The 24,221-nt window shown below is 64.3% G+C and carries 24 protein-coding genes; 7 read left to right on the top strand and 17 right to left on the bottom strand.

What is annotated here, in order from left to right; genetic code table 11:
• Positions 1 to 115: 115 nt before the first annotated feature.
• Both aspS and hisS read right to left on the bottom strand, forming a co-directional pair.
• Complete coding sequence (aspS, locus tag CQ019_RS04555; RefSeq protein WP_105552169.1) at positions 116 to 1,912, bottom strand: aspartate--tRNA ligase; 1,797 nt, start codon at positions 1,910 to 1,912, stop codon at positions 116 to 118.
• Between the two features lie 72 nt (positions 1,913 to 1,984).
• Positions 1,985 to 3,310, bottom strand: a complete 1,326-nt coding sequence (gene hisS / locus CQ019_RS04550) for a histidine--tRNA ligase (protein ID WP_105569037.1) — start codon at positions 3,308 to 3,310, stop codon at positions 1,985 to 1,987.
• Between the two features lie 143 nt (positions 3,311 to 3,453).
• On the opposite strand from hisS, the gene CQ019_RS04545 reads away from it, so the two are divergent.
• Positions 3,454 to 4,812 carry a DUF349 domain-containing protein gene (locus tag CQ019_RS04545; RefSeq protein WP_105569036.1) on the top strand — a complete coding sequence of 453 codons (1,359 nt, stop codon included), beginning with the start codon at positions 3,454 to 3,456 and terminating at the stop codon, positions 4,810 to 4,812.
• A 58-nt stretch (positions 4,813 to 4,870) separates the two neighbouring features.
• Complete coding sequence (locus CQ019_RS04540; RefSeq protein ID WP_146112400.1) at positions 4,871 to 5,476, top strand: hypothetical protein; 606 nt, start codon at positions 4,871 to 4,873, stop codon at positions 5,474 to 5,476.
• Between the two features lie 57 nt (positions 5,477 to 5,533).
• Here the strand turns inward: CQ019_RS04540 and CQ019_RS04535 are convergent, their stop codons facing one another.
• From CQ019_RS04535 to pdxT, 9 genes are all read right to left on the bottom strand, one after another.
• Positions 5,534 to 7,801: a bifunctional (p)ppGpp synthetase/guanosine-3',5'-bis(diphosphate) 3'-pyrophosphohydrolase gene (locus CQ019_RS04535; RefSeq protein WP_105552491.1), complete on the bottom strand. Its 2,268-nt coding sequence runs from the start codon at positions 7,799 to 7,801 to the stop codon at positions 5,534 to 5,536.
• A gap of 222 nt (positions 7,802 to 8,023) precedes the next feature.
• On the bottom strand, positions 8,024 to 8,998 hold the full coding sequence (gene secF / locus CQ019_RS04530; RefSeq protein ID WP_105552173.1) for a protein translocase subunit SecF: 975 nt from the start codon (positions 8,996 to 8,998) through the stop codon (positions 8,024 to 8,026).
• Entirely contained in the window at positions 8,991 to 10,688 is a 1,698-nt protein-coding gene (gene secD, locus CQ019_RS04525) for a protein translocase subunit SecD (RefSeq protein WP_105552174.1), read from the bottom strand. Before secD ends, secF begins: the two co-directional genes overlap by 8 nt.
• A 57-nt stretch (positions 10,689 to 10,745) precedes the next feature.
• On the bottom strand, positions 10,746 to 11,153 hold the full coding sequence (gene yajC / locus CQ019_RS04520; RefSeq protein ID WP_096284830.1) for a preprotein translocase subunit YajC: 408 nt from the start codon (positions 11,151 to 11,153) through the stop codon (positions 10,746 to 10,748).
• Positions 11,154 to 11,293: 140 nt separating this feature from the next.
• Positions 11,294 to 12,343, bottom strand: a complete 1,050-nt coding sequence (gene ruvB / locus CQ019_RS04515; RefSeq protein ID WP_096284832.1) for a Holliday junction branch migration DNA helicase RuvB — start codon at positions 12,341 to 12,343, stop codon at positions 11,294 to 11,296.
• A gap of 9 nt (positions 12,344 to 12,352) precedes the next feature.
• The gene (ruvA, locus tag CQ019_RS04510; protein WP_096284834.1) at positions 12,353 to 12,970 is read right to left on the bottom strand and encodes a Holliday junction branch migration protein RuvA; all 618 of its coding nucleotides are present in this window, start codon (positions 12,968 to 12,970) and stop codon (positions 12,353 to 12,355) included.
• 61 nt (positions 12,971 to 13,031) lie between these two features.
• Positions 13,032 to 13,634, bottom strand: coding sequence for a crossover junction endodeoxyribonuclease RuvC (locus CQ019_RS04505; RefSeq protein ID WP_105569035.1), 603 nt, complete (start codon positions 13,632 to 13,634; stop codon positions 13,032 to 13,034).
• A gap of 8 nt (positions 13,635 to 13,642) precedes the next feature.
• Positions 13,643 to 14,401, bottom strand: a complete 759-nt coding sequence (locus CQ019_RS04500) for a YebC/PmpR family DNA-binding transcriptional regulator (RefSeq protein WP_096284838.1) — start codon at positions 14,399 to 14,401, stop codon at positions 13,643 to 13,645.
• Positions 14,402 to 14,404: 3 nt separating this feature from the next.
• On the bottom strand, positions 14,405 to 15,016 hold the full coding sequence (gene pdxT, locus CQ019_RS04495; RefSeq protein WP_105569034.1) for a pyridoxal 5'-phosphate synthase glutaminase subunit PdxT: 612 nt from the start codon (positions 15,014 to 15,016) through the stop codon (positions 14,405 to 14,407).
• 211 nt (positions 15,017 to 15,227) lie between these two features.
• Here pdxT and CQ019_RS04490 point away from each other — a divergent pair, with 211 nt between their 5' ends.
• Positions 15,228 to 16,058 (top strand): aldo/keto reductase, encoded by an 831-nt coding sequence (locus tag CQ019_RS04490; RefSeq protein ID WP_258133851.1) that lies wholly within the window; start codon positions 15,228 to 15,230, stop codon positions 16,056 to 16,058.
• On the opposite strand, the gene CQ019_RS04485 is transcribed toward CQ019_RS04490, so the two are convergent.
• Positions 16,055 to 17,194 carry a CapA family protein gene (locus CQ019_RS04485; protein ID WP_105569032.1) on the bottom strand — a complete coding sequence of 380 codons (1,140 nt, stop codon included), beginning with the start codon at positions 17,192 to 17,194 and terminating at the stop codon, positions 16,055 to 16,057. The genes CQ019_RS04490 and CQ019_RS04485 overlap by 4 nt on opposite strands.
• Positions 17,195 to 17,266: 72 nt before the next feature.
• Between CQ019_RS04485 and CQ019_RS04480 the strand changes: the two genes are divergently transcribed.
• Positions 17,267 to 19,279: a M3 family metallopeptidase gene (locus CQ019_RS04480; protein WP_096284848.1), complete on the top strand. Its 2,013-nt coding sequence runs from the start codon at positions 17,267 to 17,269 to the stop codon at positions 19,277 to 19,279.
• Entirely contained in the window at positions 19,279 to 20,043 is a 765-nt protein-coding gene (locus CQ019_RS04475) for a GNAT family N-acetyltransferase (protein ID WP_096284850.1), read from the top strand. The genes CQ019_RS04480 and CQ019_RS04475 overlap by 1 nt, the downstream gene beginning before the upstream one ends.
• A 73-nt stretch (positions 20,044 to 20,116) precedes the next feature.
• Here the strand turns inward: CQ019_RS04475 and CQ019_RS04470 are convergent, their stop codons facing one another.
• Positions 20,117 to 20,677, bottom strand: coding sequence for a dihydrofolate reductase family protein (locus tag CQ019_RS04470; RefSeq protein WP_105569031.1), 561 nt, complete (start codon positions 20,675 to 20,677; stop codon positions 20,117 to 20,119).
• Positions 20,678 to 20,940: 263 nt separating this feature from the next.
• On the opposite strand from CQ019_RS04470, the gene CQ019_RS18430 reads away from it, so the two are divergent.
• Complete coding sequence (locus CQ019_RS18430) at positions 20,941 to 21,090, top strand: hypothetical protein (RefSeq protein ID WP_181148244.1); 150 nt, start codon at positions 20,941 to 20,943, stop codon at positions 21,088 to 21,090.
• Positions 21,080 to 21,253 carry a hypothetical protein gene (locus tag CQ019_RS18425; protein ID WP_181148294.1) on the top strand — a complete coding sequence of 58 codons (174 nt, stop codon included), beginning with the start codon at positions 21,080 to 21,082 and terminating at the stop codon, positions 21,251 to 21,253. The genes CQ019_RS18430 and CQ019_RS18425 overlap by 11 nt, the downstream gene beginning before the upstream one ends.
• 234 nt (positions 21,254 to 21,487) lie before the next feature.
• Here CQ019_RS18425 and pdxS read toward each other — a convergent pair whose 3' ends face one another.
• The 4 genes from pdxS to CQ019_RS04445 all read right to left on the bottom strand — a co-directional run bounded on the left by pdxS (position 21,488) and on the right by CQ019_RS04445 (position 24,199).
• Positions 21,488 to 22,396: a pyridoxal 5'-phosphate synthase lyase subunit PdxS gene (gene pdxS / locus CQ019_RS04460; RefSeq protein ID WP_096284856.1), complete on the bottom strand. Its 909-nt coding sequence runs from the start codon at positions 22,394 to 22,396 to the stop codon at positions 21,488 to 21,490.
• Between the two features lie 165 nt (positions 22,397 to 22,561).
• Positions 22,562 to 23,158: a hypothetical protein gene (locus CQ019_RS04455; protein WP_105569029.1), complete on the bottom strand. Its 597-nt coding sequence runs from the start codon at positions 23,156 to 23,158 to the stop codon at positions 22,562 to 22,564.
• A complete protein-coding gene (locus tag CQ019_RS04450) occupies positions 23,155 to 23,457 on the bottom strand; it encodes a hypothetical protein (protein WP_146113315.1) in 303 nt (100 codons plus the stop codon). The genes CQ019_RS04455 and CQ019_RS04450 overlap by 4 nt, the downstream gene beginning before the upstream one ends.
• Before the next feature lie 175 nt (positions 23,458 to 23,632).
• Positions 23,633 to 24,199: an HIT domain-containing protein gene (locus CQ019_RS04445; protein WP_181148243.1), complete on the bottom strand. Its 567-nt coding sequence runs from the start codon at positions 24,197 to 24,199 to the stop codon at positions 23,633 to 23,635.
• Positions 24,200 to 24,221 lie beyond the last annotated feature (22 nt).

The following is a 24,221-nucleotide window of genomic DNA, read 5'->3' as shown; positions in this document are numbered from 1 at the left end:
TACGAGGTGTCCAATGACGTTGCGGCTGTTCGAAAACAAGAAAGGAGCAGGATGAAACGAATAAACGTTTCATCCTGCTCCTTGCGGTTAGCGGCCGCGAACTTGAGCTATGAACCTATTTAGCGGCTTCGGCCACCGGGGCCTCGGCCTTCTTCTTCTCCGGCTTGAAGTCGATGCCGGCTTCCTTGCGCTGCGCCGGGGTGATCGGTGCAGGAGCGGCAGTCAGCGGATCGAATCCGCCACCGGTCTTCGGGAAGGCGATGACGTCGCGGATCGACTCGGAACCGGTGAGCAGCTGCAGCACGCGGTCCCAGCCCAGGGCGATGCCGCCATGCGGTGGGGCGCCGAACTTGAAGCCCTCCAGCAGGAAGCCGAACTGGGTCTGCGCCTGCTCGTCGGACACGCCCATCAGCTTGAAGACACGTTCCTGCACGTCGCGCTGGTGGATACGGATCGAGCCGCCGCCGATTTCGTTACCGTTGCAGACGATGTCGTAGGCGTAGGACAAGGCCGAGCCCGGATCCGTATCGAAGGTGTCCATGAACTCTGGCTTCGGGCTGGTGAAGGCGTGGTGCACTGCGGTCCAGGCGCCGGCGCCCACCGCCACGTCGCCGGAAGCGACGGCCGCGGAGGCTGGCTCGAACATCGGCGCATCAACGATCCATACAAACGCCCAGTCGCCGTCCTTGATCAGCCCGGTGCGGTGCCCGATCTCCACGCGCACCGCACCGAGCAGCGCCCGGGACTCGGCCTTGTCGCCGGCGGAGAAGAAGATGCAGTCACCGGGCTTCGCGCCGGTGGCCTCGGCCAGTCCGGCCTTCTCCTCATCGGAGAGGTTCTTCGCCACCGGGCCGGCCAGCTCGCCGTCTTCCTTCAGCAGCACGTAGGCAAGTCCCTTCGCGCCGCGCTGCTTGGCGAATTCCTGCCAGGCATCCAGGGTGCGGCGCGGCTGCGCGGCACCACCTGGCATGACCACGGAGCCGACGTAGGCGGACTGGAACACCTTGAAGGAAGTGTTCGCGAAGTACTCGGTCATCTCGGTTAGTTCCAGGCCGAAGCGCAGATCCGGCTTGTCCGAACCGTAGTTGGACATCGCGTCGGCGTAGGTCATGCGGCGGATCGGGGTCGGGATCTCAACGTCGATCAACGACCAGATTTCCTTGACCAGCTTCTCGCCGAGCTCGATGATGTCATCTTCCTCGACGAAGGAAGCCTCGATATCCAGCTGGGTGAATTCCGGCTGGCGGTCCGCACGGAAGTCCTCATCGCGGTAGCAGCGCGCGATCTGGTAGTACTTCTCGAAGCCGCCGACCTGCAAGAGCTGCTTGAACAGCTGCGGGGACTGCGGCAGCGCGTACCAGGCGCCCGGGCTCAGGCGAGCGGGCACGACGAAGTCGCGGGCGCCTTCCGGAGTGGAGCGGGTCAGCGTCGGGGTTTCGATCTCGACGAAGCCCTCGTCGTGCAGCAGGTTGCGCGCGGCACGGTTGACCTCGGAACGCAGACGCAGGTTGCGCGACGGGGTCGGACGGCGCAAATCCAGGTAGCGGTGGCGCAGCCGCGCCTCCTCGCCGACCTCGACGTGCTCATCGATCTGGAAAGGCAGCGCCGCGGCGGTGTTCAGCACGATGACCTCATCGGCAATCACCTCGATCTCACCGCTTGGCAGGTTCGGGTTCTCATTGCCTTCCGGGCGACGCTCAACCTTGCCCTTGACCTGCAGCACGAATTCATTGCGCAGCGGGTGGAAGTCCTCTTCGTCGCGCACCACGATCTGGGCGAAGCCGGAGGCGTCGCGCAAATCGAGGAACGCCACACCACCGTGGTCGCGTCGACGCGCGACCCAACCGGTGAGGGTGACCTGCTGTCCAATGTGCTCGGCGCGGAGTTCGCCCAGCTGATGAGTGCGTAGCACTACGATCCTTTCGGTCGGTTGAGACGTGAAATCTCTTCAGTTCTTCTCGATGACGAGTTTAGTGCACCGTAACTAGTTGACGGTGTTGTGCAGATCCTCGGCCGGCGGCGTCCAGCTGGCGGCATCCGCGCTGAGCTGCTCGCCGGAGCGGATGTCCTTCACCTCGTGGGTGCCGTCCTCCTGGGTGAACCAGACGAACGGAATCCCGCGGCGGTCAGCGTACTTGATCTGCTTGCCGAACTTCTCGGCGCTGGAGGCGACCTCGCAGGCGATGCCGCGGGCACGCAGCGCGGAGGCGACGTCTTGGGCCTGGTGCCAGGAATCGGCGTTGGCCAAGGTGACATATACCACCGAGGGCACGGCGCGCGCGGCGCTCGCCAGCTCCTCGGCGAGGATGCGCGAGATCAGCCGGGTGACGCCGATGGACAGGCCCACCCCCGGGTAGTTCTTCTTGCCCTTCGAGGCCAGCGACTCGTAGCGTCCGCCGGAGCAGATCGAACCGAGGGACTCGTGCCCGACGAGCACCGTCTCATAGACGGTGCCGGTGTAGTAGTCCAGCCCGCGGGCGATGGACAGATCCGCCATCACCTTGCCCGGGGCACGCTTCGAGGCGGCGTCGATGACCTGGGCGAGCTCATCGAGCCCGGTGTCCAGCAATTCGTGCTCCACGCCCAGCGCGCGCACCTGGGCGACGAAGCCGGTGTCCAGGGTGCGGATCGCCGCCAGCGCCAGCGCGGCACGGGCCTGCTCTTCGCTGGCCCCGACCTCGGTGACCAGGATCTTCGCGACGCCGTCTTCGCCGATCTTCTCCAGCTTGTCGATGGCGCGCAGCACCGCGTCCGGGTCTGCCAGGCCCAGCCCGCGGTAGAAGCCCTCGGCCAGCTTCCGGTTGTTCACGCGCAGCCGGAAGTCGCCGATGGGCAAGGCGGAGAGCGCGTCCGCAATGGTCAGCGCGAGCTCCACATCGTAGCTGAAGGGCAAGCTGCCCTCGCCGACGACGTCGATATCCGCCTGGGTGAATTCGCGGAAGCGCCCGTCCTGCGGGCGCTCGCCACGCCAGACCTTCTGCATCTGGTAGCGGCGGAACGGGAAGGCCAGGTGCCCGGCGTTTTCCACCACGTAGCGGGCGAAGGGCACGGTCAGATCGAAGTGCAGCGCCAGCGCGTTGGGGTCGTTCTTGTCCTCGGCATCGGCGGCCAGCCGGGAAAGCCCGTAGACTTCCTTGTCGATTTCGCCCTTGCGCAGCAGCTGCCCGCGGGTTTCCACCGCGCGCGTTTCGATATTGGCGAAGCCATGGAGTTCGAAGGTGCGACGCAAGGTGTCCAGCACATGCTGTTCGACGGCCCGCTCGGCCGGAAGCCATTCGGGGAAACCTGATAATGAGGCCTTGCGTGCCATGAAACTCCTTAGTACAAAATGGTTGCCCATCTATCCTACGACGCAACACATTGGAATACTGTGCACGTCGGCTTACTAAGAAACGGAGGTCACAGGTAGAGTTACCTCTAGCAAGCGAACAGTAAAGCGAAAGAGTTTCAGCGGTGACCACCAGTCAGAAATCCGACGACAGCCCGAACATCCCCTTGCCACAGGCCCATAAGCCAGTGGCAAAGCCGGTAGTGGCTCAGCCCGTCGACCACAGCACTCCCCTCGAAGAAGCGGCCAAATTTGCCCGTGTGACCGACGATGGCCATGTGTTTGTCATCATCGACGGCACCGAGCATCCGGTCGGGCAGTACCCGGACGCCAGCGAAGAAGAGGCCTTGGCCTACTTCGTGCGCAAGTACGATGACGTCGTCTCGCAGCTGATGCTGCTCGAACAGCGCGTAGCGGCCAAGGCGCCCAGCGGCGACATGCCCAAAACCCTCGACACCCTCGCAGCGACCGTGGCCGAACGCCACCTGGTCGGCGACATCCGCGCCATCGAGGCCCGCATCGAGTCTTTGCGCGGTGCGGTGAGCACCCTGTCCGCCGCGCAGCGCCAGGCAAATGAGGCCGCTCGCGCCGAGCAGCTCAAGGTCCGCGAAGGACTCGTCGAGCAGGCCGAGGCACTGGCCGGGAAGCGTCCCGAGCAGATCCAGTGGAAGACCGCGTCCTCCGAGATGAACGAGCTGTTCGACACGTGGAAGGAAACCCAGCGTTCTTCCGTGCGGTTGCCGCGCGCCACCGAAGATGCCCTGTGGAAGCGTTTCCGCGCCGCCCGCACCACCTTCGACCGGCACCGCCGCGCCTACTTCTCCCAGCTGGACGCGACCAACGCGCAGGCCAAAACCGTTAAGGAAGAGCTGATCGCGCGCGCCGAGGCGCTCGCGAGCTCCACCGACTGGGCGGGAACCGCCGCCGAGTACCGCAAGCTGATGGACGAGTGGAAGAAGTCCCGCCGCGCCTCGCGCAAGGACGACGACGCGCTCTGGAGCCGCTTCCGAGCCGCACAGGATGTGTTCTTCCAGGCCCGCGCCGCCGAAAACGCGAAGGTCGACGCCGAATACGCGCAGAACCTCGTGGTGAAGGAGGCCCTGCTCGAAGAGGCCCGCGCGCTGCTGCCGGTGAAGGATCTGGCCATCACCAAGCAGAAGCTCGACGTCATCCGCGGCCGCTGGGAAGAGGCAGGCAAGGTTCCGCGCGCGGATCTGCAGCGTGTCGAATCGGCGCTGCGCCAGGTCGAAGAGGGCGTCAAGGGCGCCGAAGACGAGCAGTGGCGCCGTTCCAACCCGGAGACCAAGGCCCGCTCGAATTCGATGCTCACCCAGCTGCAGGAGACCATCGCGGCTCTCGAAGCGGATCTTGAAGCGGCGAAGAAGCAGGGCAATGCCAAGCGCATTGCCAAGGCCCAGGAGGCCTTGGACGCCCGCCAGATGTGGTTGAACACCCTGGAGAAGTCGGCAGCCGACCTGGACTAGAATCCACAGTTCGGCAGAACACCCCCTACGCGGCGGCGCTTGCTGGTTCAGTAGCTTCATGGAGAAAGCTACGAGACAGCGCGTCGCCGCGTTGCGTATCCCCGAAGACCTGTTCATCGTCGGCGAACCCTTCACCCGCAATGAGCTCGGCGCCATGGAAACCCATGGGCTGCTGCGCGAATCCATTGGCGGGTGCTTTGTGGAGACCAGGTTCCGTTATGATTCGAGCGCGCGCGCCGCTATCGCCGCGTTCCTCGCCGGCCGCCAACTGGGCAGGACCGACGTGTTCTGCCAGCAGACAGCGGCCTGGATCCATGGGCTGCTGCCCCATGTGAATACGATCTGCATCTCTTCGAATGCCTACCATCGGCCCTACCGCCCCGGAAATTCGCTGAGCTTCGAATTTGTGCAGTTGCCGATCGAGGAGGCTGATCTGGTGAACCGCAAGCGGGTGAAGCTCACCGGATTGCTGCGCACCGTGTGCGATGTGGCCTGCTTCGACCCGTTGCCGATCGCGACGAGCGTGTTCAACCAGATTCAGCGGCTCGAGGATCCGTTCTTGAACCTGGCCGCCGTGGGCGAACGGCTCTCGCGGCTCGATTCCGCCCCTGCGGTGGAACGCGCGTTGCGGCTGGTGCAGTCCTACCAGGCGCGCGCGGCATAAAGCGAACCCCGGCACCGCTGACGTCGCGTCGCGGTGGCGGGGTTCGCTTTATGCTGCTTACCGGCGGCTGCCGGCGGTGGTGCGGTAGACGTCGTACACGCCATCGATGCGGCGGACCTGGTTGAGCACGTGGCTCAGGAACTTCGGATCGCCCATCTCGAAGGAGAAGCGCGAGATCGCCACGCGTTCGCGGCTGGTCTGCACGCTGGCCGAGAGGATATTCAGGTGGCTTTCGGACAGGATCCGGGTGACATCCGAAAGCAGCTGCTTGCGGTCCAGCGCCTCCACCTGGATTTCGACAACGAACACCCCATGGTGCTTCTCCGCCCAGGCGACCGAAACCAGCCGGTCCGGTTGCTGGGCCAGCTGAGCCAGGTTCAGGCAGTCGGTGCGGTGCACCGAGACGCCGGCACCTCGGGTGACGAAGCCTTCGATGTCATCCGGAGGCACCGGGGTGCAGCAACGGGCCAGCTTAACCAGCACGTCGCCCACGCCCTGGACGATGACGCCCGCGTCGTTGCCCGTGGTGGGCTTGGCGAGGCTCGGAGTGACCGTGGCTTCCTCGTCGACCTGTTCGCCCGCTGGCGGGCCGGTGAGCGCCACCAGATGCTCGATGACGTTCTGCGCACTGGTATGCCCGTCGCCCACTGACTGGTAGAGCGCCGAGATGTCCACGTGGTGCAGGTTCGTGGCCACCGTGGTCAGCAGCTCGTGGGTCATCAGCCGCTGCAGCGGCAGCTGATTGCGGCGCAGCTCCTTGGTGAGCAGCTCCTTGCCCTTTTCGATCGCCTCTTCGCGGCGCTCCTTGCTGAAGTAGGCGCGGATCTTCGCCTTGGCGCGCGGGGACTTCACGAAGTGCTGCCAGTCCTGCGAAGGACCGGCATCCTCGGCCTTGGAGGTGAAGACCTCCACCACGTCGCCCTGCTTCAATTCGGTATGCAGCGGAACGAGCTTGCCATTGACCCGCGAGCCGATGGTGCGGTGGCCGACATCGGTGTGGATGGAGTAGGCGAAGTCGATCGGCGTGGCCCCGACCGGCAGCGACATGATGTCGCCCTTCGGGGTGAACACGTACACCTCGGCGGAGTTGATGGTGTAGCGCAACCCGTCGAGGAATTCCTCGGAGTCGGTGGTGTCTTCCTGCCACTCCATCAACGAGCGCAGCCATTCCATGTTCTTCTCCGCGGAGAGCATCGAATCGCCGCGTTCGCCGTGCTTGTACTGGAAGTGCGCGGCCACTCCGTTTTCGGCGTGCAGATGCATCTCGTGGGTGCGGATCTGGATCTCTACCGGCTTGCCCTCGGGACCCATCACCGTGGTGTGCAGCGACTGGTAGAGGTTCAGCTTCGGCAGCGCGATGTAGTCCTTGAACCGTCCGGGCAGCGGATTCCATTCGGCGTGCACCACGCCCAGCGCCCCGTAGCAGTCCTTCACCGAGTCGACGGTGATGCGCACGCCCATCAGGTCATGGATGTCGTCGAAATCCTTGCCGCGCACGATCATCTTCTGGTAGATCGAGTAGTAGTGCTTCGGGCGCCCGCTCACCGCGGCGTGCACGTTCAGCTCGCCGAGTTTGCTGTTCAGCCGTTCGCGGAGGCTGGCCAGGTACTTTTCGCGCTCCGGGGTGCGGTCCCCCACCATGCGCACGATCTCCTGGTAGACCTTGGGATGCAAGGCGGCGAAGGAGAGGTCTTCCAGCTCCCATTTCACCGCGTTCATGCCCAGGCGATGCGCCAGCGGCGCGAAGATCTCCAGGGTTTCCTTCGCCTTGCGGGAGCTGGACTCCGGGGACACGTAGCGCCAGGTGCGCGCGTTGTGCAGCCGGTCGGCGAGTTTGATCAGCAGCACGCGGATGTCGCGGGACATCGCGACCACCATTTTGCGGACGGTTTCGGCCGGGGCCGCGTCCCCGTAGGTCACCTTGTCGAGCTTGGTGACGCCGTCCACGAGCATCGCGATCTCTTCGGAGAATTCCTTGGTGACCGATTCCAGCGAATAGTCGGTGTCTTCCACGGTGTCGTGCAGCAGCGCCGCGGCGAGGATCGAACCGGTCATCCCCATTTCGGCGAGGATCGTCGCTACGGCCACCGGGTGGGTGATGTAGGGGTCTCCGCTCTTGCGCTTCTGCCCCTCGTGATGCTTCTCGGCCACCTCGTAGGCGTGGATCAGCAGGTCCAGATCCGCCTTGGGATGCTTGGACTTCACCGTGCGCAGCAGCGGCTCCAATGTCGGCGAGGTGCTCGGTGTGCTTCCTCGGCCCGCAAAACGTACTAGGCGTGAGATCGAGCGCCGCTTCGAATTGTTCAGGTTCGGCGTGTTTGCCATGCCTCGCTCCTTCCCACCGTCGCCGGTCATAACGGTGCTAGGTGCCAAGCTCGTGATGCCGGCTCCATGCATTGTTTTAGTTCATTCGTTATAGCACGTTCGCGCGGTGACAACTAATTACGCGAACTTTTCGGCGACGAAAAAGTGCCTCGGATCGGTGGATCCGAGGCACTAGTCGTTCAGCCGATCCGCAGGGAATCTGCGGTGGAAGCGACCGGACGATTAAGCGTCGAGCGCTTCCAGCTTCTGGGTGTGCTTGCGCACGTCCTCGTCGCGGTGGCGCAGCCAGTTGTACAGCGGCGCCTGGACGAACAACGTGGACAAGTTGGAGATGATGATGCCGATGAACAGCGCCAAGGACAGGTCCTTGAGCGTACCGGCACCCAACAGGTAGGAGCCGATGAACAGAATCGACGCCACCGGAAGCACCGCCACCACCGAGGTGTTGATCGAACGCACCAGCGTCTGGTTCACCGCGAGGTTCACCAGCTGCTGGTAGGTGCGCTTCTGCTGCTGGTCATAGTCCTTGGTGTTCTCGCGGACCTTGTCGAAGACCACCACGGTGTCGTAGAGCGAGTAGCTCAGAATCGTCAAGAAGCCGATGATCGCGCTGGGCGTGATCTCAAAACCGGAGAGCGAATAGATGCCCGCGGTGATGATGATGACCACGAACAGGCCCCCGATGGCGGCGACCGACATCTTCCAGGTGCGGAAGTACGCGGCCATCAGCAACCCGACGAGCACCACGAAGGCCAGCAGGCCCAGCATCGCCTGGCGTGAGACGTCCTGTCCCCAGGTCGGGCCGATGAAGTTGCTGGTCACCTCGCTGGCATCCACACCATAGGTTTCGGCCAGCTCGCCGGCCACCGTGATGGTCTGGTCGTCGCTGAGCCGTTCGGTCTGCACGCGCATGGTGCCCGGAGCGATATTGGTGACGGTGGCTTCGGCACCGGAGGCGGCGGATTTCACCACCTCCTCACCGAGGCTGATGTCGGTATTCTGCACTCCGGAAACCATGAATTCCGAGCCGCCGCGGAAATCGATGCCCAGGTTGAAGCCACCCTTGGCCACCGGGACCAGGATCGAGGCGATCACCAGGATCGCGGCGATCAGGAACCACAGGCGGTGCTTCTGGGTGAACGGGTAGGACGTTTTCCCGGTGTAGAGCTGGTTGCCCCACTCTGCGAGCTTATTCATTGTTCTCCTCCCGGTTTGCTTCGGCGCGGCGGCGTTCGGCGATGGTCATGCGCTTGGCCGCCTCGCCGCTCGCCTTGGAGTTCTTCTTGCCCCGGTTCGCATCAACGTTCTCGTTGAAGCGGCGGACCTTTCCGGCGCCGCGGTACAGCGGCACCACGCCGAGCAAGGATGGGTCCAGCCCGGAGAGGCGGTGCCCATCGGCGAAGAACTTCGTGCGCGCCAGCAGCATCAGCGTCGGGTGGGTCAAACCGTAGACGACGACGAGGTCGATGATTGCGGTCAGGCCCAGCGTGAAGGCGAAGCCTCGCACGTTGCCCACCGCCACCACGTAGAGCACGACGGCGGCCAGCACGTTGACCGCCTTGGAGGCCAGGATGGTCTGCTTGGCGCGGGACCAGCCCACGTCCACGGCGCTGGCCAGCGAACGGCCATCGCGCAACTCATCACGCACACGTTCGAAGTACACGATAAAGGAGTCGGCGATCAAACCGATCGCGACGATCAGACCCGCCACACCGGCCAGCGACAGGCGATAATTCATCGCCCAGCCAAGCAGCACGATCGCCAGATAGGTGAGCACGCCGGAAACCAGCAGCGACAAGATCGTCACCAGGCCCAGTGCGCGGTATTGGAAGAGCGAGTAGATGAACACCAGGACCAGGCCGATGACGCCGGCGATGAGGCCGGCCTTGAGCTGGTCGCTACCGAGGGTGGCGGAAACCTGCTGCTCGGACTGGATCTCGAAGCTGATCGGCAGTGCGCCGTACTTCAGCTGCTGAGCCAGCGCCTGGGAGGATTCTTCGGTGAAGCCGCCGGAAATCTGCGGGCGGCCATCGGAGATCACCGCGTTGGTGGTCGGAGCGGAGATCACCGTTCCATCGAGCACGATCGCGAACTGGTTCTGCGAACCCTGCAATGCAATCAGGCGCTGGGTGGTTTCCGCGAAGGTTTCGGCACCCTGCTTGTTGAACTCGATGACCACGACCCATTCGCCGGTGACCGCACCCTGCACGCCGCGCGCCAGATTGGCGTAGGCATCGGAAATCTGGTCACCCGGAATTTCCTGCGGGCCGAGGATGTACTTCACACCCTGGCGCGGGTCGCAGGAGATCGTGGGCTTAGTAGGATCCTGCTCGGTGGTTTCACGCTCCGCGAGCACCGTGGGGCAGTCATAGGCTTCGAACTCTTTGTAGATCTCTTTGCTGATCCAGTTGGTGTCCGAAGGGTTCTCCGGCTCGCCATTTGGTTCTGGCACGTCCGCCTCGGCGGTGCGCTGCTCCTCGGGCGTAGCCTCGAAGGAACCGGTGATCAACACCGGGCGGAATTCCATATTGGCCGAAGCCTGGATCAGCTCGCGGGTTTCGGCGTCCGGGGTACCGGGCATCGAAACGACGACGTTGCGCCCGGACTGGGTGGTGATTTCCGTTTCGGAGACACCCGAGCCGGCTACACGCTGGCGGATGATCTCCACCGCCTGGTCCAGCTGCTCCTGGCTGATGCTTTCATCCCCCTTGACTTGCGGGGCCAGGATCATCTGGGTGCCGCCTTCAAGGTCTAGCGCAAGCTTCGGGGCGGCGCTGGTCTGGCCCGTCGATACACCAGCAACTAGGACTCCGGTTGCGATGATGAAGACGACCAGTAACCACAGCAACGCCTTGCGTGCCTGTTTTACAGGTCCAATTGATGACATCTATTGTGCTTTCTTGAACTGGTGGCGTGATGGTTTACCACCGCGATGGTGCCTGCCTTAGGCGTTGCGGTCGTCCTTGCCTTCGCCGTTCAAACGACGCAGGCTTTCCTCTGGAGATTCGGCGACGGCAGGAGCCTGCTCGGCGTCTTCGGCCGGGGCGGCGGGCGCATCGGCGTCCAGGAAGGTGGAGATGGCCTGGCGGTGCAAGGTGAGCACGACGCCGTTGGCGACCTCGACGAGCACGCGATCCTGCTCATCGATGCTGATGATGGTGCCGAAGATCCCCGAGTTGGTCATCACCTTGGCGCCCGGAACCGACTTGGTCTTCAGGGCTTCCTGCTGCTTGGAGACCTTCTTGCGGCCGCGGATCATCATGATGATCAGCACTGCGAACAGCGCCACCATCAGGATTATGGATGGGTTGAAGCCGCCACCGGCTGCCTGGGCAAGGACGAGGGAATTCACGTGTAATACCTGCTAACGATTCGTTAAAAGAATTAAGACGCCCGGGCATGCCAAAATCGGGGCATGTGTCGGGCGTCTCCAGTCTAATGGCTGAAAGCAAATCGCCTAGCCATTTACGCGGGCAGAGTAGAGTTATTCACCTAATCCACATCGGTTTCATAGTTTTGGGCTCCGGCAAAAATCGCGTCCTTGGGCATCACTAGGCCTAGGTGCTCCCACGCCGCGGGCATCGCGATACGGCCACGCGGGGTGCGCCCCATCAAGCCTTCGCGGACCAGGAAGGGCTCGGCGACGGTTTCCACCGTCTCGCTTTCTTCTCCGACGGCGATCGCCAAGGTGGATAGCCCCACCGGGCCGCCGCCGAACTTCTTGCACAGCGCTTCGAGCACCGAACGGTCCAGCCGGTCCAGCCCCCTCGGGTCGACCTCATACATTTCAAGGGCAGCGGCTGCGGCGCTGGCATCGATCTGCTCGAGCTTGTTGACCAGCGCCCAGTCGCGCACGCGGCGCAGCAGGCGGTTGGCAATACGCGGGGTGCCTCGCGAACGGCTAGCGATCTCGCTGAATGCGGAGGAGGTCACGCGCAGGTCAAGCATCATCGCCGAGCGGCGCAGCACCAGTTCCAATTCTTCGACCGCATAAAATTCCAGATGCCCGGTGAAGCCGAAGCGGTCACGCAACGGCCCGGGCAGCAGCCCGGCGCGCGTGGTCGCACCCACGAGGGTGAACGGTGGAATTTCCAGCGGGATCGCGGTGGCTCCGGCCCCCTTGCCGACAATGATGTCCACACGGAAATCTTCCATCGCCATGTAGAGCATCTCTTCGGCCGGACGGGACATGCGGTGGATTTCATCCAGGAAGAGCACCTCCCCCTCGGTGAGCGAGGAGAGGATCGCGGCGAGGTCGCCGGCGTGCTGGATGGCAGGGCCGGAGGAAATGCGCAGCGGGGCGTTCATTTCGGCGGCGATGATCATCGACAGCGTGGTCTTGCCCAGCCCCGGAGGTCCGGAGAGCAGCACGTGGTCGGCGGTTCGCTCGCGGATTTTTGCCGCTTCCAACACCAGCGAAAGCTGCTGGCGCACCCGCCCCTGGCCGACGAAGTCATCCAGGTTCCGCGGGCGCAGGGCGGCCTCGATCACCCGTTCTTCCGGTTCGCTTCCGGCGTTTGTCAGCTGCGTGGACTCATTCACGGGGCCATCCTATCGGGCGCGGGCGCCGGTGGACATGCTGCGCAGGGCCGCACGCAGTATTTCGGAGACGTTGCCGGTTTCGACAACCTCTGGATTCGCCTTGCCCAGCGCCGTGAGCGTGGACTGGGCATCCTTTTCGGTCCAGCCCAAACCGGTGAGTGCCTCGATAACCTGCGGCTCCCACACCGAGGCGGTGCCCGGGCGGCCTGTTGCGGTATCCACTCCGGTAGGTACGAGTTTTCCGTTCAGCTCCAGCACGATGCGGCTGGCGCCCTTCGGTCCGATGCCGGAGACCTTGGTGAAGGCGGCGGTGTCCTTGGTGTTCGCCGCGATGCGGACCTCTTCGGGGGTGTGCACCGCCAGGATCGCCAATCCGGTGCGCGGGCCGATGCCCGAGATGCCGATGAGCACCTCGAAGACCTCGCGTTCATCGGGCGTGGCAAAACCGAAAAGGGTCATCGAGTCTTCGCGCACCACCATCGAGGTGTGCACGGTGGCCTCGCGGCCCAGGTGCAGGGTGGACAGCGTGGCGGGGGTGGCGTGCACGAGCATGCCGAAGCCGTTGACGTTGATAACCGCGGAATTCAGGGTTGCCGCCTGGACCGTGCCGGTCAGTGAGCTGATCATGCCACTCCTCAAAAATATGTTCGAACGATCCCAGCTTATCGAAGATACCTACGAATGGCGATTAGCGGCGGGTTGCCCGGCGCTTCGACGAGGCTTCGGCGGCGATCCACGCCTGCTGGGCGGCGGTGAGCTGGTTCGAACCGACCCGCCCGGCGGTGGCCGAGGCCGAGGCGTTGGACCCGACCGCCGCACCGCGCCACCCGTGGGCGATGGCCAGGGCCACCGCATCGGCGGCATCGGCGGGCTTGGGCGGCTCGTCGAGCCGGCAGATCTTTGCGACCATCTTGCCGATGGCAACCTTGGTGGCCTGGCCACTGCCGGTGACCGCGGCCTTCACCTCGGTCGGAGTGTGCAGAGCCACGGGAATGCCGCGGCGAGCCGCGGCGAGAATCACGATGCCGGTCACCTGGGCGGTGCCTATCACCGTGGACACGTTCGCCGAAGCGAAGACGCGTTCCAAGGCGAGCACGTCGGGCTGGTGCAGTTCGAGCCAGGCGTCGATCGCCTCGGCGATGGCCAGCAGGCGCGCGTCCAGCGGAGTGCCCGTCGGGGTGCCGGCCACGGTGAAGCCAACCAGTTCAACCTGCCGATTGGCGGCGACGTCGACCGCGGCCAGCCCGCAACGGGTCAGGCCGGGGTCGACGCCTACGATGCGCAGGGCCAAGCCGGTGCTTAGTTCTCTTCGTCGAGGGCCGCGCGGACCTCGTCGGAGAGGTCGGCGTTGGTGTAGACGCTCTGCACGTCATCGAGCTCTTCCAGCGCGTCGTACAGGTGCAGGAACTTGCGCGCCCCTTCGACGTCCAGGTCCACCTTCATCGACGGGATGAATTCCATCTCGTCGGTTTCGTAGGCGATCTCGGCTTCGTCCAAAGCCGCGGCCACGGCACGCAGATCCGAGGGATCGCAGACGATGGCGAAGTTCTCCTCTTCGTCCAGGATCTCGTCGGCGCCGGCATCGAGCACCACCATCAGCAGGTCATCCTCGGTCAGCTCGCCCTTGGGCAGGCGGACGACGCCCTTGCGGGCGAACAGGTAGGAAACCGAGCCGGGGTCGGCCACGGAGCCGCCGTTGCGGTTGATGCCCACGCGGACCTCGGAGGCCGCACGGTTCTTGTTGTCGGTCAGGCACTCGATCAGCAGCGCCGAGCCCTGCGGGCCGCGTGCCTCATAGATGATCTCGGTGTAGTCGACGACCTCGCCGGTCAGCCCGGCGCCGCGCTTGACGGCACGGTCGATGTTGTTGATCGGGACCGAATTCTTCTTCGCCTTGCTGACCGCAAGTTCCAGGGCCGGGTTGCCGGCCATATCGGCGCCGCCGACACGAGCGGCGACTTCGATGCCCTTGATGTACTTAGCGAAGGCCTTGGCGCGCTTGGCGTCGATCGCGGCCTTCTTGTGCTTAGTGGTTGCCCATTTGGAGTGGCCTGACATGCTTTAAGCGTCTCCTCGCGTGATATTAATGAAAAATTCGTGGATAGCGCGGCTACCGGTAACTTCCGGATGGAAGCTGGTGGCCAACAAATTCCCCTGGCGTACTGCAACGATTCTACCTTGTGCGCGGCTTTCGGGGGCCGGAACCGTGCTGAGCACCTGCACGTCGGGCCCGACTTCGAGGGCTTCGGGTGCGCGGATGAACACCGCATCGAGGCTGTGCCCGGCGAATTCCAGCGGGTATTCGAAGGAGTCGACCTGTCGTCCGAAGGCGTTGCGGCGCACTAGCATGTCGATCCCGCCCAGGGTCTGCTGCTGCAAACCGATACTTGAAACCGCCGGGTTGTCCAGCCGGTCCGCAAGCATGATCATGCCCGCGCAAGAGCCATAGGCGGGCATTCCTGCGGCCAGGCGCGCCTTGATCGGTTCGGCCAGCCCGTAGCTGCGCGTCAGCCGGTCGATCACCGAGGATTCACCGCCCGGGATGATCAGCGCATCGACCGCCGCCAGCTCCTGGACGGTACGCACCGCGCTGGCCTTGACCCCGAGCCCGGACAGGGCGTTGAGATGTTCGCGGAAGTCGCCTTGGAGCGCGAGCACGCCGATAACCGTCATGAATCTACCTTCGAATATTGCTTGGCTGAAGTGGCGCCGGAAAATTAGCGACGGATCAACGGTAGTGCCTGGTGGCACGTGACGCGGCGCATGTTTCCCGGTGTGTCGTGGATACGTTGGCCGCCGGCGGGCAATGTTGATAGCTTGCTTTGAGGTTCGGCGCGAAATCCGCCGGCCGTTGACGCCACCCGATTCGCCAAGGAGCTACCCGTTGGATGCCCAGCACAAAACCCTCGAACTGCCAGGCGGAGTGGATATGCCCGCGCTGGCCCTAGGCACCTGGCCGATGCGCGGGAACGAAGCGCGCGACGCCGTCGCCAGCGCCCTGCACCTGGGCTACCGGCATGTAGACACCGCCGAAAACTACGAGAATGAAGAGGCGGTGGGCGCCGGGCTGCGCGCCAGCGGGCTGCCGCGCGACCAGGTGTTCTTGACCAGCAAATTCAACAAGCGCTGGCATTCGTTCTCCGGGGTGGGCCAGGCGTTCGAGAATTCCGCGCAGCGCCTGGGCGTGGACTACCTGGACCTGTTTCTGATCCACTGGCCGAACCCGGACCAGGGCACCTTCACCGACGCGCTGGCCGGGCTCATCGAATTGCGCGAACAGGGAAAGATCCGCGCGGCCGGCGTCTCGAACTTCAAGCCGGCGCATCTGCAGGCGGTACGCGAGGCCGGGCTGCTGCCGGCGGTGAACCAGATCATGATCGACCCCGAGCACCTGAACGCCGAGACGCTGGCGGCCAATGACGCGCACGGGGTGCGCACGGTGGCCTATACCCCGCTGGGCCGGATGGGTGCATTCCTGCAGGCCGAGGCGATTAGCGCCCCGGCGGCGCACTACGGGAAAACCCCGGCGCAGATCACCTTGCGCTGGCATGTGCAGTCCGGTCGCGGGGCCGCGCCGAAGTCGGCGGATCCGCGGCGGCAGGCGGAGAATCTGGACATCTTCGATTTCGAGCTGACGGATGCGCAAATGCGCGCGATTGATGCGCTGGATTCCGGGGACGGCCCGAAGATGGACTCGGACAGCTTCGGGCACTAGTTCAGCTCCCAGGGCACCAGTCCGTCGTCGAAGGCATCAAAGGCGTTCACGGTTTGTGTGGTGCGCGCAAGCGAAGCCTTGGCGTCGGCGGCCGGCAGGCAGTCATCGGCGGTGGCGACCTGGCACCAGCGCACCGGGGACTCGCTCAATTGATGCGGGACCCAGGCTAGCTCGCTGAGCCCCCAGTCCTCCTTCGGGTCGCGGGTGAAGGTGGCCTTGATGCTGATCCCCTCGCGGTTCAGGATCGTGGGGGTGGCATGCTTGGCCACCGAGTTGCCCAGGCCGTAGACGATCCACGTCCCGGCGTGCTTCTCGATGGGCAGTACCGAGTGGGTGTGGTGCATGTAGATGAAGTCGAAGGCGCCGGATTCGGCCAGGGTGCGCCCGAGCCGGCGTTGCGCCTCGGTGGGTTTGCTGCTGTATTCGGCGCCGTCGTGGATTGCGGCGACAACGATTTCGGCCCCATCTTTGGCCGCTTGCTTGGCCCGCTGGATGAGTTTGGCCGCGCCCACCCCGGTATCCACCTGCCAGTCGGCGTCCGCGCGCATCCCGTTCAGCGAATAGGTGCTGGCGATGATCCCGAGCTTGACCCCATCCACCGTCATGATCGGCGGCGCCGCGGCCTCCTTGGCGGTGCGGTAGGAGCCGGTGGCGAACAGGTCCTGCTGCTCCAGGGTGTCCAGGGTGCGGTTGACCCCGGCGGTGCCCTTGTCCACGGTGTGGTTGGTGGCGGTGGTGCAGCCGTCGTAGCCGAGCTTGGCCAGGTCCGTGACGATCTGCGCCGGGACGCTGAACATCGGGTAGCCGGTGTACGGCGCGGTGCCGATCGGCGTCTCCAGGTTGCACAAGGCCACGTCCGCGTCCTGCACATAGGGCTCCAGCCCGGCCAGCAGCGGAGCGAAATCATGGCCATCGCCCGTTTCCGCCTCGTCAAGCAGCTGCGGGTGCAGCAGCACATCCCCGGTGGCCATCAGCGAGAGCTCCTGCGGCTCGGGAGGAGGGCTGGGGGTGCTTGGGACGGGCGCTGGCGTGCTTTGCGGTGCGTTGGCCGTCGGCGTCGGCTCACCGGAGGTGTTCGCAGAACAGCTCGTGAGCAGGAGGAATGCGAGGAACACCGGGAGCGCGCGTTGCTTCATGGGCTCCAGCCTAGCGCCTGGGCGACCGTGTTAATGCAAGCTAAATCACGTGTCCTGTGGTTATCTGGCACTATGCCAAACCCGCTTCTGAACCCCAGCCAGCTGCCCTATCAGTGGCCAGATTTCGCGAATATCACTGCCGAAGATTACCTGCAGGCCGCCCATGCCGGTGCCGAGGAGCACCTTGGACAGATAGCGGCCATCGTGGCCGACTCTGCCCCGGCGAGCTTCGAGAACACCTTCCTCGCGCTGGAACGCAGCGGGCAGTTGCTGCGCCGCACGCTCATGGCCTATTTCAGCGTGCTTTCGGCGCACGGCACCGAAGAGCTGCGCGAGATCCAGTCCGAACTCAACGGCATCCTGACCGCACAGCGCGACGAGATCCAGCTGAACCCGGATCTCTATGCGCGGCTGCGCGGTGTAGACCTGGAAACACTGCAGGGCGAAGATGCCCGGCTGGCCGGAGAGACGCTCAAATCCTTCGAGCTTGCTGGCGCCCGATTGGACGCGCAAGCCAAGGAAGAGCTCAAGTCGCTGAATGCGCGGCTTTCCCAACTGTCCACCGAGTTCTCCAGCAAGGCGCTGGAAAACCAGAACGCCCACGCGGTCTACTTTGCCGATGCCCAAGAGCTTGAAGGTCTGGAACCGGCCCAGCTGGACTCCGCCCGCGCCGCGGCCGCAGCCGCCGGGCACGAGTCCGGATGCCTCTTGCCGCTGGTTTCCCCCACCGGGCAGCCGGTGCTGGCATCCTTGGCTCGGTCGGAGTCCCGGCGCAAGGTATTCGAAGCGTCGCTCAGCCGCGGCTTGAGCGAAAATTCAACGCTGCCACTGGCTGCGGAGATGGCCGCGCTGCGGGCCGATCGGGCGGCACTGCTTGGCTATGCCAACCATGCCGAAACCGTGCTGGCCGACGCGACGGCACCCTCCACGCAGGCGGTGGCCACGCGCCTGAAAGAGCTGACCCTGGCCGCGGTGCGGAACGCGGATGCAGAAGCGGAAACGCTGCGCGAATTGGCCGGCGGTCAGCTGAACGCCTGGGACTGGTCCTACTATTCCAATCAGGTGTTGCGCGAGCGCTATGCGGTGGATTCGGCGGCCCTGCGCCCCTACTTCGAGCTGGACTCGGTGCTGCACCAGGGCGTGTTCGCCACCGCCGGAAAACTCTATGGGCTCAGCTTCAGCGAACGCTTCGATTTGCCGACCTACCATCCGCAGGTGCGGGTGTGGGAGGTATTCGATGCCGACGGGAGCCCGCTGGGCCTGTACAGCGGAGACTTCTTGGCACGCGAAACGAAGAAGGGCGGGGCCTGGATGACCTCGATCCGCGACGCCGCCGCGGATCTTCACGAACGCCCTATCGTCACCAATACGCTCAATATCCCGGCCCCGGGGCCCGGGCAGCCGATCCTGCTGACCCTGGATGAGACCAATACGCTCTTCCACGAGTTCGGCCATGCCCTGCACGGTCTGCTTTCCGACGGGAAGTATGCGACGCTCTCGGGGACCTCGGTGCCGCGGGACTTCGTCGAATTCCCCTCGCAGGTCAACGAGATGTGGGTGCTGCATCCCGAGGTAGTCGGCGGCTATGCGCGGCACCATGAGAGCGGCGAGGCGCTGGCGGATGAGCTGATTGAGAAGATCCGCGCGGCCGAGCTGTGGGGCCAGGGGTTCGCGACCACCGAATACCTGGCGGCCAGCGTGCTCGATTGGGCCTGGCATACCTTGGAGCCCGGAACGCGCATCACCGACCCGGAAGAATTCGAGCGTGAGACATTGACCAACTTCGGGTTCACCCCAGAGTTGATCCCGCCGCGCTATCGGACCGCGTATTTCCAGCATATATTCGCCAACGGCTACTCGGCCGGGTACTACTCCTACATCTGGTCCGAAGTACTGGATGCCGACACTGTGCAGTGGTTCGAGGAAAACGGGGGCTTAATGCGCGAAAATGGAATGCGGTTCCGTGAGGAATTGCTCGCGCGTGGAAATACGCGCGATCCACTTGAGTCTTACGAAATGTTCCGCGGTCGCAGCGCACGGGTCGAACCGCTGTTGCGCCGTCGAGGATTGGTGAACGCAGAATAATGACGACAATTGCCTCCGCGCAGGAAGCTCTCAGCCATTGGCAGCAGGCCCTCGCGGTAGCCACCGGCGGCAAGATCTTTACCACCCACGGCTGTTCTTGGGCCTGGCAGCCGGTGCGCAAGCGCCTGGTGCTGCTCTTCCCCGAGCAGGCCGAGCCCGCGGGCCTGCGTCCGGCGCTGGCCGAGGGAATGCGGCTGGGTGCCCAACGGGTGGAGGCCTGGGTGAACTCCGGGTCCGATGCCAAGGGGCTGAAGGAAGCCGGCTTCACCGACAGCGCGCAGATCGCTTGGCATGCCGGACGGCTGGCGATCCCGATGAATCGCTGGGAGGGAAAAATCCGTTTGGGCAACAACGTTCCCGAGGCCACCGGCCCGGATGCCGCCGAGCTGAAGGTGACGAATCTGTGGCGCGAGACCTCCACACAGCTCTCCAGCGGCCACCCGGCGCTGCGCCGCGTGGAGCACGCGGTGGCGCGCACCGAGGAGGGGGATATCGTCGGACGCGGATTCGTGCAGCAGGGTCTGGGCGGGCAGCTGATGGTGCATTCCCTGGCGGTGGGCACCGGCTATCGGCGCCAGGGCGTGGGGACCGCGCTCTTGCACGGGCTGTCGCGTTCGCTGATCAACCCGCTGGATCCGCCCGATGAGGAAAAAACCCAGGAGCTGCTGGCCGCGTGCACCCCGGGCAGTGCCGAATTCTTCAGCTCCAATGGGTTGCGTCTGCTCGGCCGCGGAAGGCATATGATTCTGCGTTCCTGGAACTAGATTGCGGCTTGCGGCTGTGGCGGGACACCGGTTTTCACCGGGTCCCGCCACAGCCGTTTCACTCCTGTTTGCCCTAGGCCAGGGTTTTGACCCGGTAGACCAGCCGGGCAAAGGGGCCAGCCTGGCGCGCCTCGGCCAGCTCCAGCCGCTCGCTGCCGATGCTGCGCGGTAGCAGGGCCGCTCCCCCGGCCACCGTCGCCGGAGCAATGGTCAGCGCGAGTCGATCGAGCGCATCGATATCGAGGAACTGGCCGAGCAGTTCCCCTCCGCCGAGCACCCAGATATCAGCTTCGCCCGCCGCGCGGCGGAGCTCCGGCAGCTGCTCGGCGACCGAGCCGCTGACTAGTTTCACGTTCGCCCCCTCGGGGATCGGCAGCTGCCGATGGGTGAAGACGTAGGTGGGCTTGTCCCCGTAGAGCTTTTGCCACTTGGCCGGTTCGGCCAGCAGATTTTCGTGTTCCAGCACCCATAGGTAGGTGTTGGCGCCCTCCACGTGCACGCCCACGTTCTGCGGCAGCAGTCCCGGATCGGGTTCGCCGGCACCGGGCACGTCGAAGAGCCATTGCAGGCTGTGGTTCTCATCGGCCAAGAAGCCATTCAGGGTGACGGCCGCGTCGAAAATGATCTGTGTCATGGGCTCAGTCTGCCATTTTTCGGAGCTACTGCAAGCTCGGCACCGGCGCCTGAACGGAACTCTTCGCGAAGGCCGAAAACCCTCGGCGGTTGCCGGCTGTCGACTGGCAAGAACTGATCGTCGTTCGCATTGGCAACGGCGCATTCGCCTCCAGAAGAGGCAGGTGCTCAAGCTCATTGCGCTAGACTTCTAGTCATCATGATCAGCCCGTTGCCGCAAGGCGCGGGCTGATTTTCTTTGTTGGCAGGCCCACGGCGGTGTACATGAAGCCGTGGCTATCCGTCGAGGAACAGATTGATCGACTCATTGGGCACTACGGGAATCCGCAGAACGCACCGGGCCAGCGCAACGTCGGGTTAGTCCTCACGCTCGACCACTCGCGTGACGAAAATGCCTTGGCGGTTGAACTATAGGCTCAAGGACGAGCTCGGCATGATCTCCCGCGGGGAGACGTCGCACGAGCGGTGGCAACATAAGCGGACAGCGAAGGGCGCGGCCCGCATCTGGTTCTATGTCCACGAGCGCACGGTCTTCCTGGAACAGGTTGACACGAGCCACCCGAATGAAACGAAGTAGCCCCTTTTTTCGAATGAACTACGTGGACTCGCCACTGTGCGGGCGGGTCGTGCCAAGCTGTGCCCGCCTCCAGTGCAGATTCATATTGCGTCTCGTGCTCGTCGGAAGTTCACCATCTGCCAACCGCAATTATCCGTTGATCGACGCATCTCCCTGCAGCGACGGGCATAACGAACCGGGGCCACGCCACCAATTACAGGCAACGTGACCCCGGAGAGTGTCAGTTGGCAGCTATTACCAGCCGCGCTCGGAGAGGCGGTGCGGCTCTGGCAGCTCGTTGACGTTGATGCCGACCATCGCTTCGCCCAGACCGCGGGAGATCTTGGCCAGCTCATCCGGGTTGTCGTAGAAGGTGGTGGCCTTCACGACGGCAGCGGCGCGCTGCTCCGGGTTGCCCGACTTGAAGATGCCCGAGCCGACGAATACGCCATCGGCGCCCAGCTGCATCATCATCGCAGCGTCGGCCGGGGTGGCGATGCCACCGGCGGTGAACAGCACCACGGGAAGCTTGCCGGTGTGCGCGATTTCCTTGACCAGTTCGTACGGGGCCTGCAGTTCCTTGGCCGCCACGTAGAGCTCGTCCTCTGGCAGGGCCGCCAGCTTGGCGATCTCGGCGCGGATCTTGCGCATGTGCCCGGTGGCGTTCGAGACATCGCCGGTGCCTGCTTCGCCCTTGGAGCGGATCATGGCCGCGCCCTCGTTGATGCGGCGCAGGGCTTCGCCCAAGTTGGTGGCGCCGCAGACGAACGGCACGGTGAATGGCCACTTGTCGATGTGGTGCTCGAAGTCCGCCGGGGAAAGCACCTCGGACTCGTCGATGTAGTCCACGCCGAGGGACTGCAGGATCTGCGCCTCGACGAAGTGGCCGATGCGGGCCTTGGCCATCACCGGGATGGAGACCTCGGCGATGATCGAGTCGATCATGTCCGGGTCGCTCATCCGCGAGACGCCGCCCTGGGCGCGGATGTCGGCAGGAACGCGTTCAAGTGCCATCACTGCCACCGCACCGGCATCTTCGGCGATGCGTGCTTGTTCTGGAGTGACAACGTCCATGATGACGCCGCCCTTAAGCATTTCGGCCATGCCGCGCTTGACGCGCTGGGAGCCGACGACGGTATCGCGACGCTGATCTGCTGATGACATTTTCGGGAAATTCCTTTCGAACACGTGATTGCACAATGGTGCTATGCCAGTAATCGTAGGAGCGCTTTGCTTTATTACCTCCCGTGTTGCGTCACAAATGACTACAGGTAGATTCATCCCCTAGTTACCGGTTAGTGCGTAACATTGAGATTTCACGTCAAATCACTAGTCAACACGTTTTTTGAATGGGATTTCAGGCTCGGCCTCCAGGGCGTCCGCAACCCGGTATTTTTCCGGCTGTCCGCGCCCTTCCGGATTTGCCTGCTCCAGGCGCGCCACCTCAGCGGAGATATGTCGCAGCAGCGGCGCATCGTTGCCAATATCCGCTGCCACCGAACGCAGTTGCCCTGCGTAGGCCAGAAGGCGCGAGGTGTAGCGCTTGGTGAAAGAGGGATCCGGATCGCTGGCGCGGCGATGGGTCGATTCGAAGTTTTCGGCCAGCTCCTCGACTGCTGGCTCCACCGAGTCCAGTACCTGCAGCAATGTGCGATCCGCCGCATGCGGGATCGCGCACAGACCCAGCTGGTAGAAGTGCTCGGTTCGCAGCGCGGCCGCTAGGCGCTCCAGCGGGCTGAGTGTTTCCAGCCAGCCGAGCAGGAACTTGTCGCAGGCCTCGTCGTAGTCAAAATGCAGCTCCTCGAGCAACTCGACCAGGGTGCCGATCGAATACCGCGCGGCGCCTTGGACCGCGAAACGGATTTCATGCTCTGTCCCGCCGATGATCCAGGCACGGAGCTCCTCAAGGGTTCCGGTCGATGTCATGGCGCGCAACCGGGCGGGAAGTCGCCGCGATGCTTGGCGGATCCGGCGTTCTCGCTCCAGGACAGGGCCGCGCAATCGCCGAAGCCGGAGTGCGCGGCATGCACCGCTTCCCACTTCCGGGCCTTGGACTCACCGGTAGAAATCTTCGGCACCGGCAGCTTGGCCGCGAGGTTCGCCAGCTCGTGCTTGGCCGTTTGTGGCCCGCAGGACGCCCCCGGCGTTTCGCGTGGCTCTGCGGCACTTGGCAGCGCCATGGGCGGGGGCAAGGGCATAAGACCGTGGCCTGCGCTAGGGTTCATGGATTGCCTCCGGCACTGCGGGTGGATCTTGAGCGGACAGCATCAGTCTAGCTACGTGGCTTCGGATTTGATCCATCAAGTCACCAGATCAGGCGGGGCAGAAAGGCATTAAAAGCCGCGGGGCGGCAAGAACGATTCAGCATTCTTGCCGCCCCGGCTCAAGCAGTGGCGATTCCTAGGCTGGGTTTTCGCTATCCCAGGCCCCTGCAATGGCCTCGCGGACCTCGGAGAGGGTCTGCGGGATGGCCTTGGTCTGCGCGATGATCGGGAAGAAATTTCCGTCCCCGCTCCAGCGCGGCACGATGTGCTGGTGCAGGTGCGCGGCGATCCCGGCGCCGCCGGCCTCGCCCTGGTTCATGCCCAGGTTGAAACCGGCAGGGTTGGAGACCTGGCGCAGCACGCGCATCGATTGCTGGGCCAGGGCCGCCATCTCCGCGGTCTCCTCCAGCGTGATGTCCGTATAGTTCGGCACGTGGCGGTAGGGGCAGACCAGCAGGTGGCCCGGGTTGTACGGGAACAGGTTCAGGATCACGTAGCAGGTTTTCCCGCGGTGCACGATCAGCGCTTCTTCATCGGTGCGCTTCGGACCGGCGCAGAACGGGCAGCTGGCCTCGTCCTTGACCTGGTCCTGCCCGCCCTTGATGTAGGCCATGCGGTAGGGAGTCCACAGGCGCTGGAACGAATCCGGCACGCCGGCGAGTTCAAAATCGTCGGTGACGGACCGATCTGCGTGGTGTTGCATACCCATGGACTCCCTTGCCCGT

Origin of the sequence: Arthrobacter sp. MYb229, assembly GCF_002975405.1 — a bacterium.
Taxonomy (GTDB): Bacteria; Actinomycetota; Actinomycetes; order Actinomycetales; family Micrococcaceae; genus Glutamicibacter.
This window is presented reverse-complemented; position numbering and strand designations above follow the sequence as displayed.

Bases quoted from the DNA above. Each gene is read 5' to 3' on its own strand.
- hisS (WP_105569037.1), bottom strand. From the start codon at position 3,310: ATGGCACGCAAGGCCTCATTATCAGGTTTCCCCGAATGGCTTCCGGCC.
- CQ019_RS04540 (WP_146112400.1), top strand. From the start codon at position 4,871: ATGGAGAAAGCTACGAGACAGCGCGTCGCCGCGTTGCGTATCCCCGAA.
- CQ019_RS04535 (WP_105552491.1), bottom strand. From the start codon at position 7,801: ATGGCAAACACGCCGAACCTGAACAATTCGAAGCGGCGCTCGATCTCA.
- secF (WP_105552173.1), bottom strand. From the start codon at position 8,998: ATGAATAAGCTCGCAGAGTGGGGCAACCAGCTCTACACCGGGAAAACG.
- secD (WP_105552174.1), bottom strand. From the start codon at position 10,688: ATGTCATCAATTGGACCTGTAAAACAGGCACGCAAGGCGTTGCTGTGG.
- ruvA (WP_096284834.1), bottom strand. From the start codon at position 12,970: ATGATCAGCTCACTGACCGGCACGGTCCAGGCGGCAACCCTGAATTCC.
- CQ019_RS04500 (WP_096284838.1), bottom strand. From the start codon at position 14,401: ATGTCAGGCCACTCCAAATGGGCAACCACTAAGCACAAGAAGGCCGCG.
- pdxT (WP_105569034.1), bottom strand. From the start codon at position 15,016: ATGACGGTTATCGGCGTGCTCGCGCTCCAAGGCGACTTCCGCGAACAT.
- CQ019_RS04485 (WP_105569032.1), bottom strand. From the start codon at position 17,194: ATGAAGCAACGCGCGCTCCCGGTGTTCCTCGCATTCCTCCTGCTCACG.
- CQ019_RS04480 (WP_096284848.1), top strand. From the start codon at position 17,267: ATGCCAAACCCGCTTCTGAACCCCAGCCAGCTGCCCTATCAGTGGCCA.
- CQ019_RS04475 (WP_096284850.1), top strand. From the start codon at position 19,279: ATGACGACAATTGCCTCCGCGCAGGAAGCTCTCAGCCATTGGCAGCAG.
- CQ019_RS04470 (WP_105569031.1), bottom strand. From the start codon at position 20,677: ATGACACAGATCATTTTCGACGCGGCCGTCACCCTGAATGGCTTCTTG.
- CQ019_RS18430 (WP_181148244.1), top strand. From the start codon at position 20,941: ATGAAGCCGTGGCTATCCGTCGAGGAACAGATTGATCGACTCATTGGG.
- pdxS (WP_096284856.1), bottom strand. From the start codon at position 22,396: ATGTCATCAGCAGATCAGCGTCGCGATACCGTCGTCGGCTCCCAGCGC.
- CQ019_RS04455 (WP_105569029.1), bottom strand. From the start codon at position 23,158: ATGACATCGACCGGAACCCTTGAGGAGCTCCGTGCCTGGATCATCGGC.
- CQ019_RS04450 (WP_146113315.1), bottom strand. From the start codon at position 23,457: ATGAACCCTAGCGCAGGCCACGGTCTTATGCCCTTGCCCCCGCCCATG.
- CQ019_RS04445 (WP_181148243.1), bottom strand. From the start codon at position 24,199: ATGCAACACCACGCAGATCGGTCCGTCACCGACGATTTTGAACTCGCC.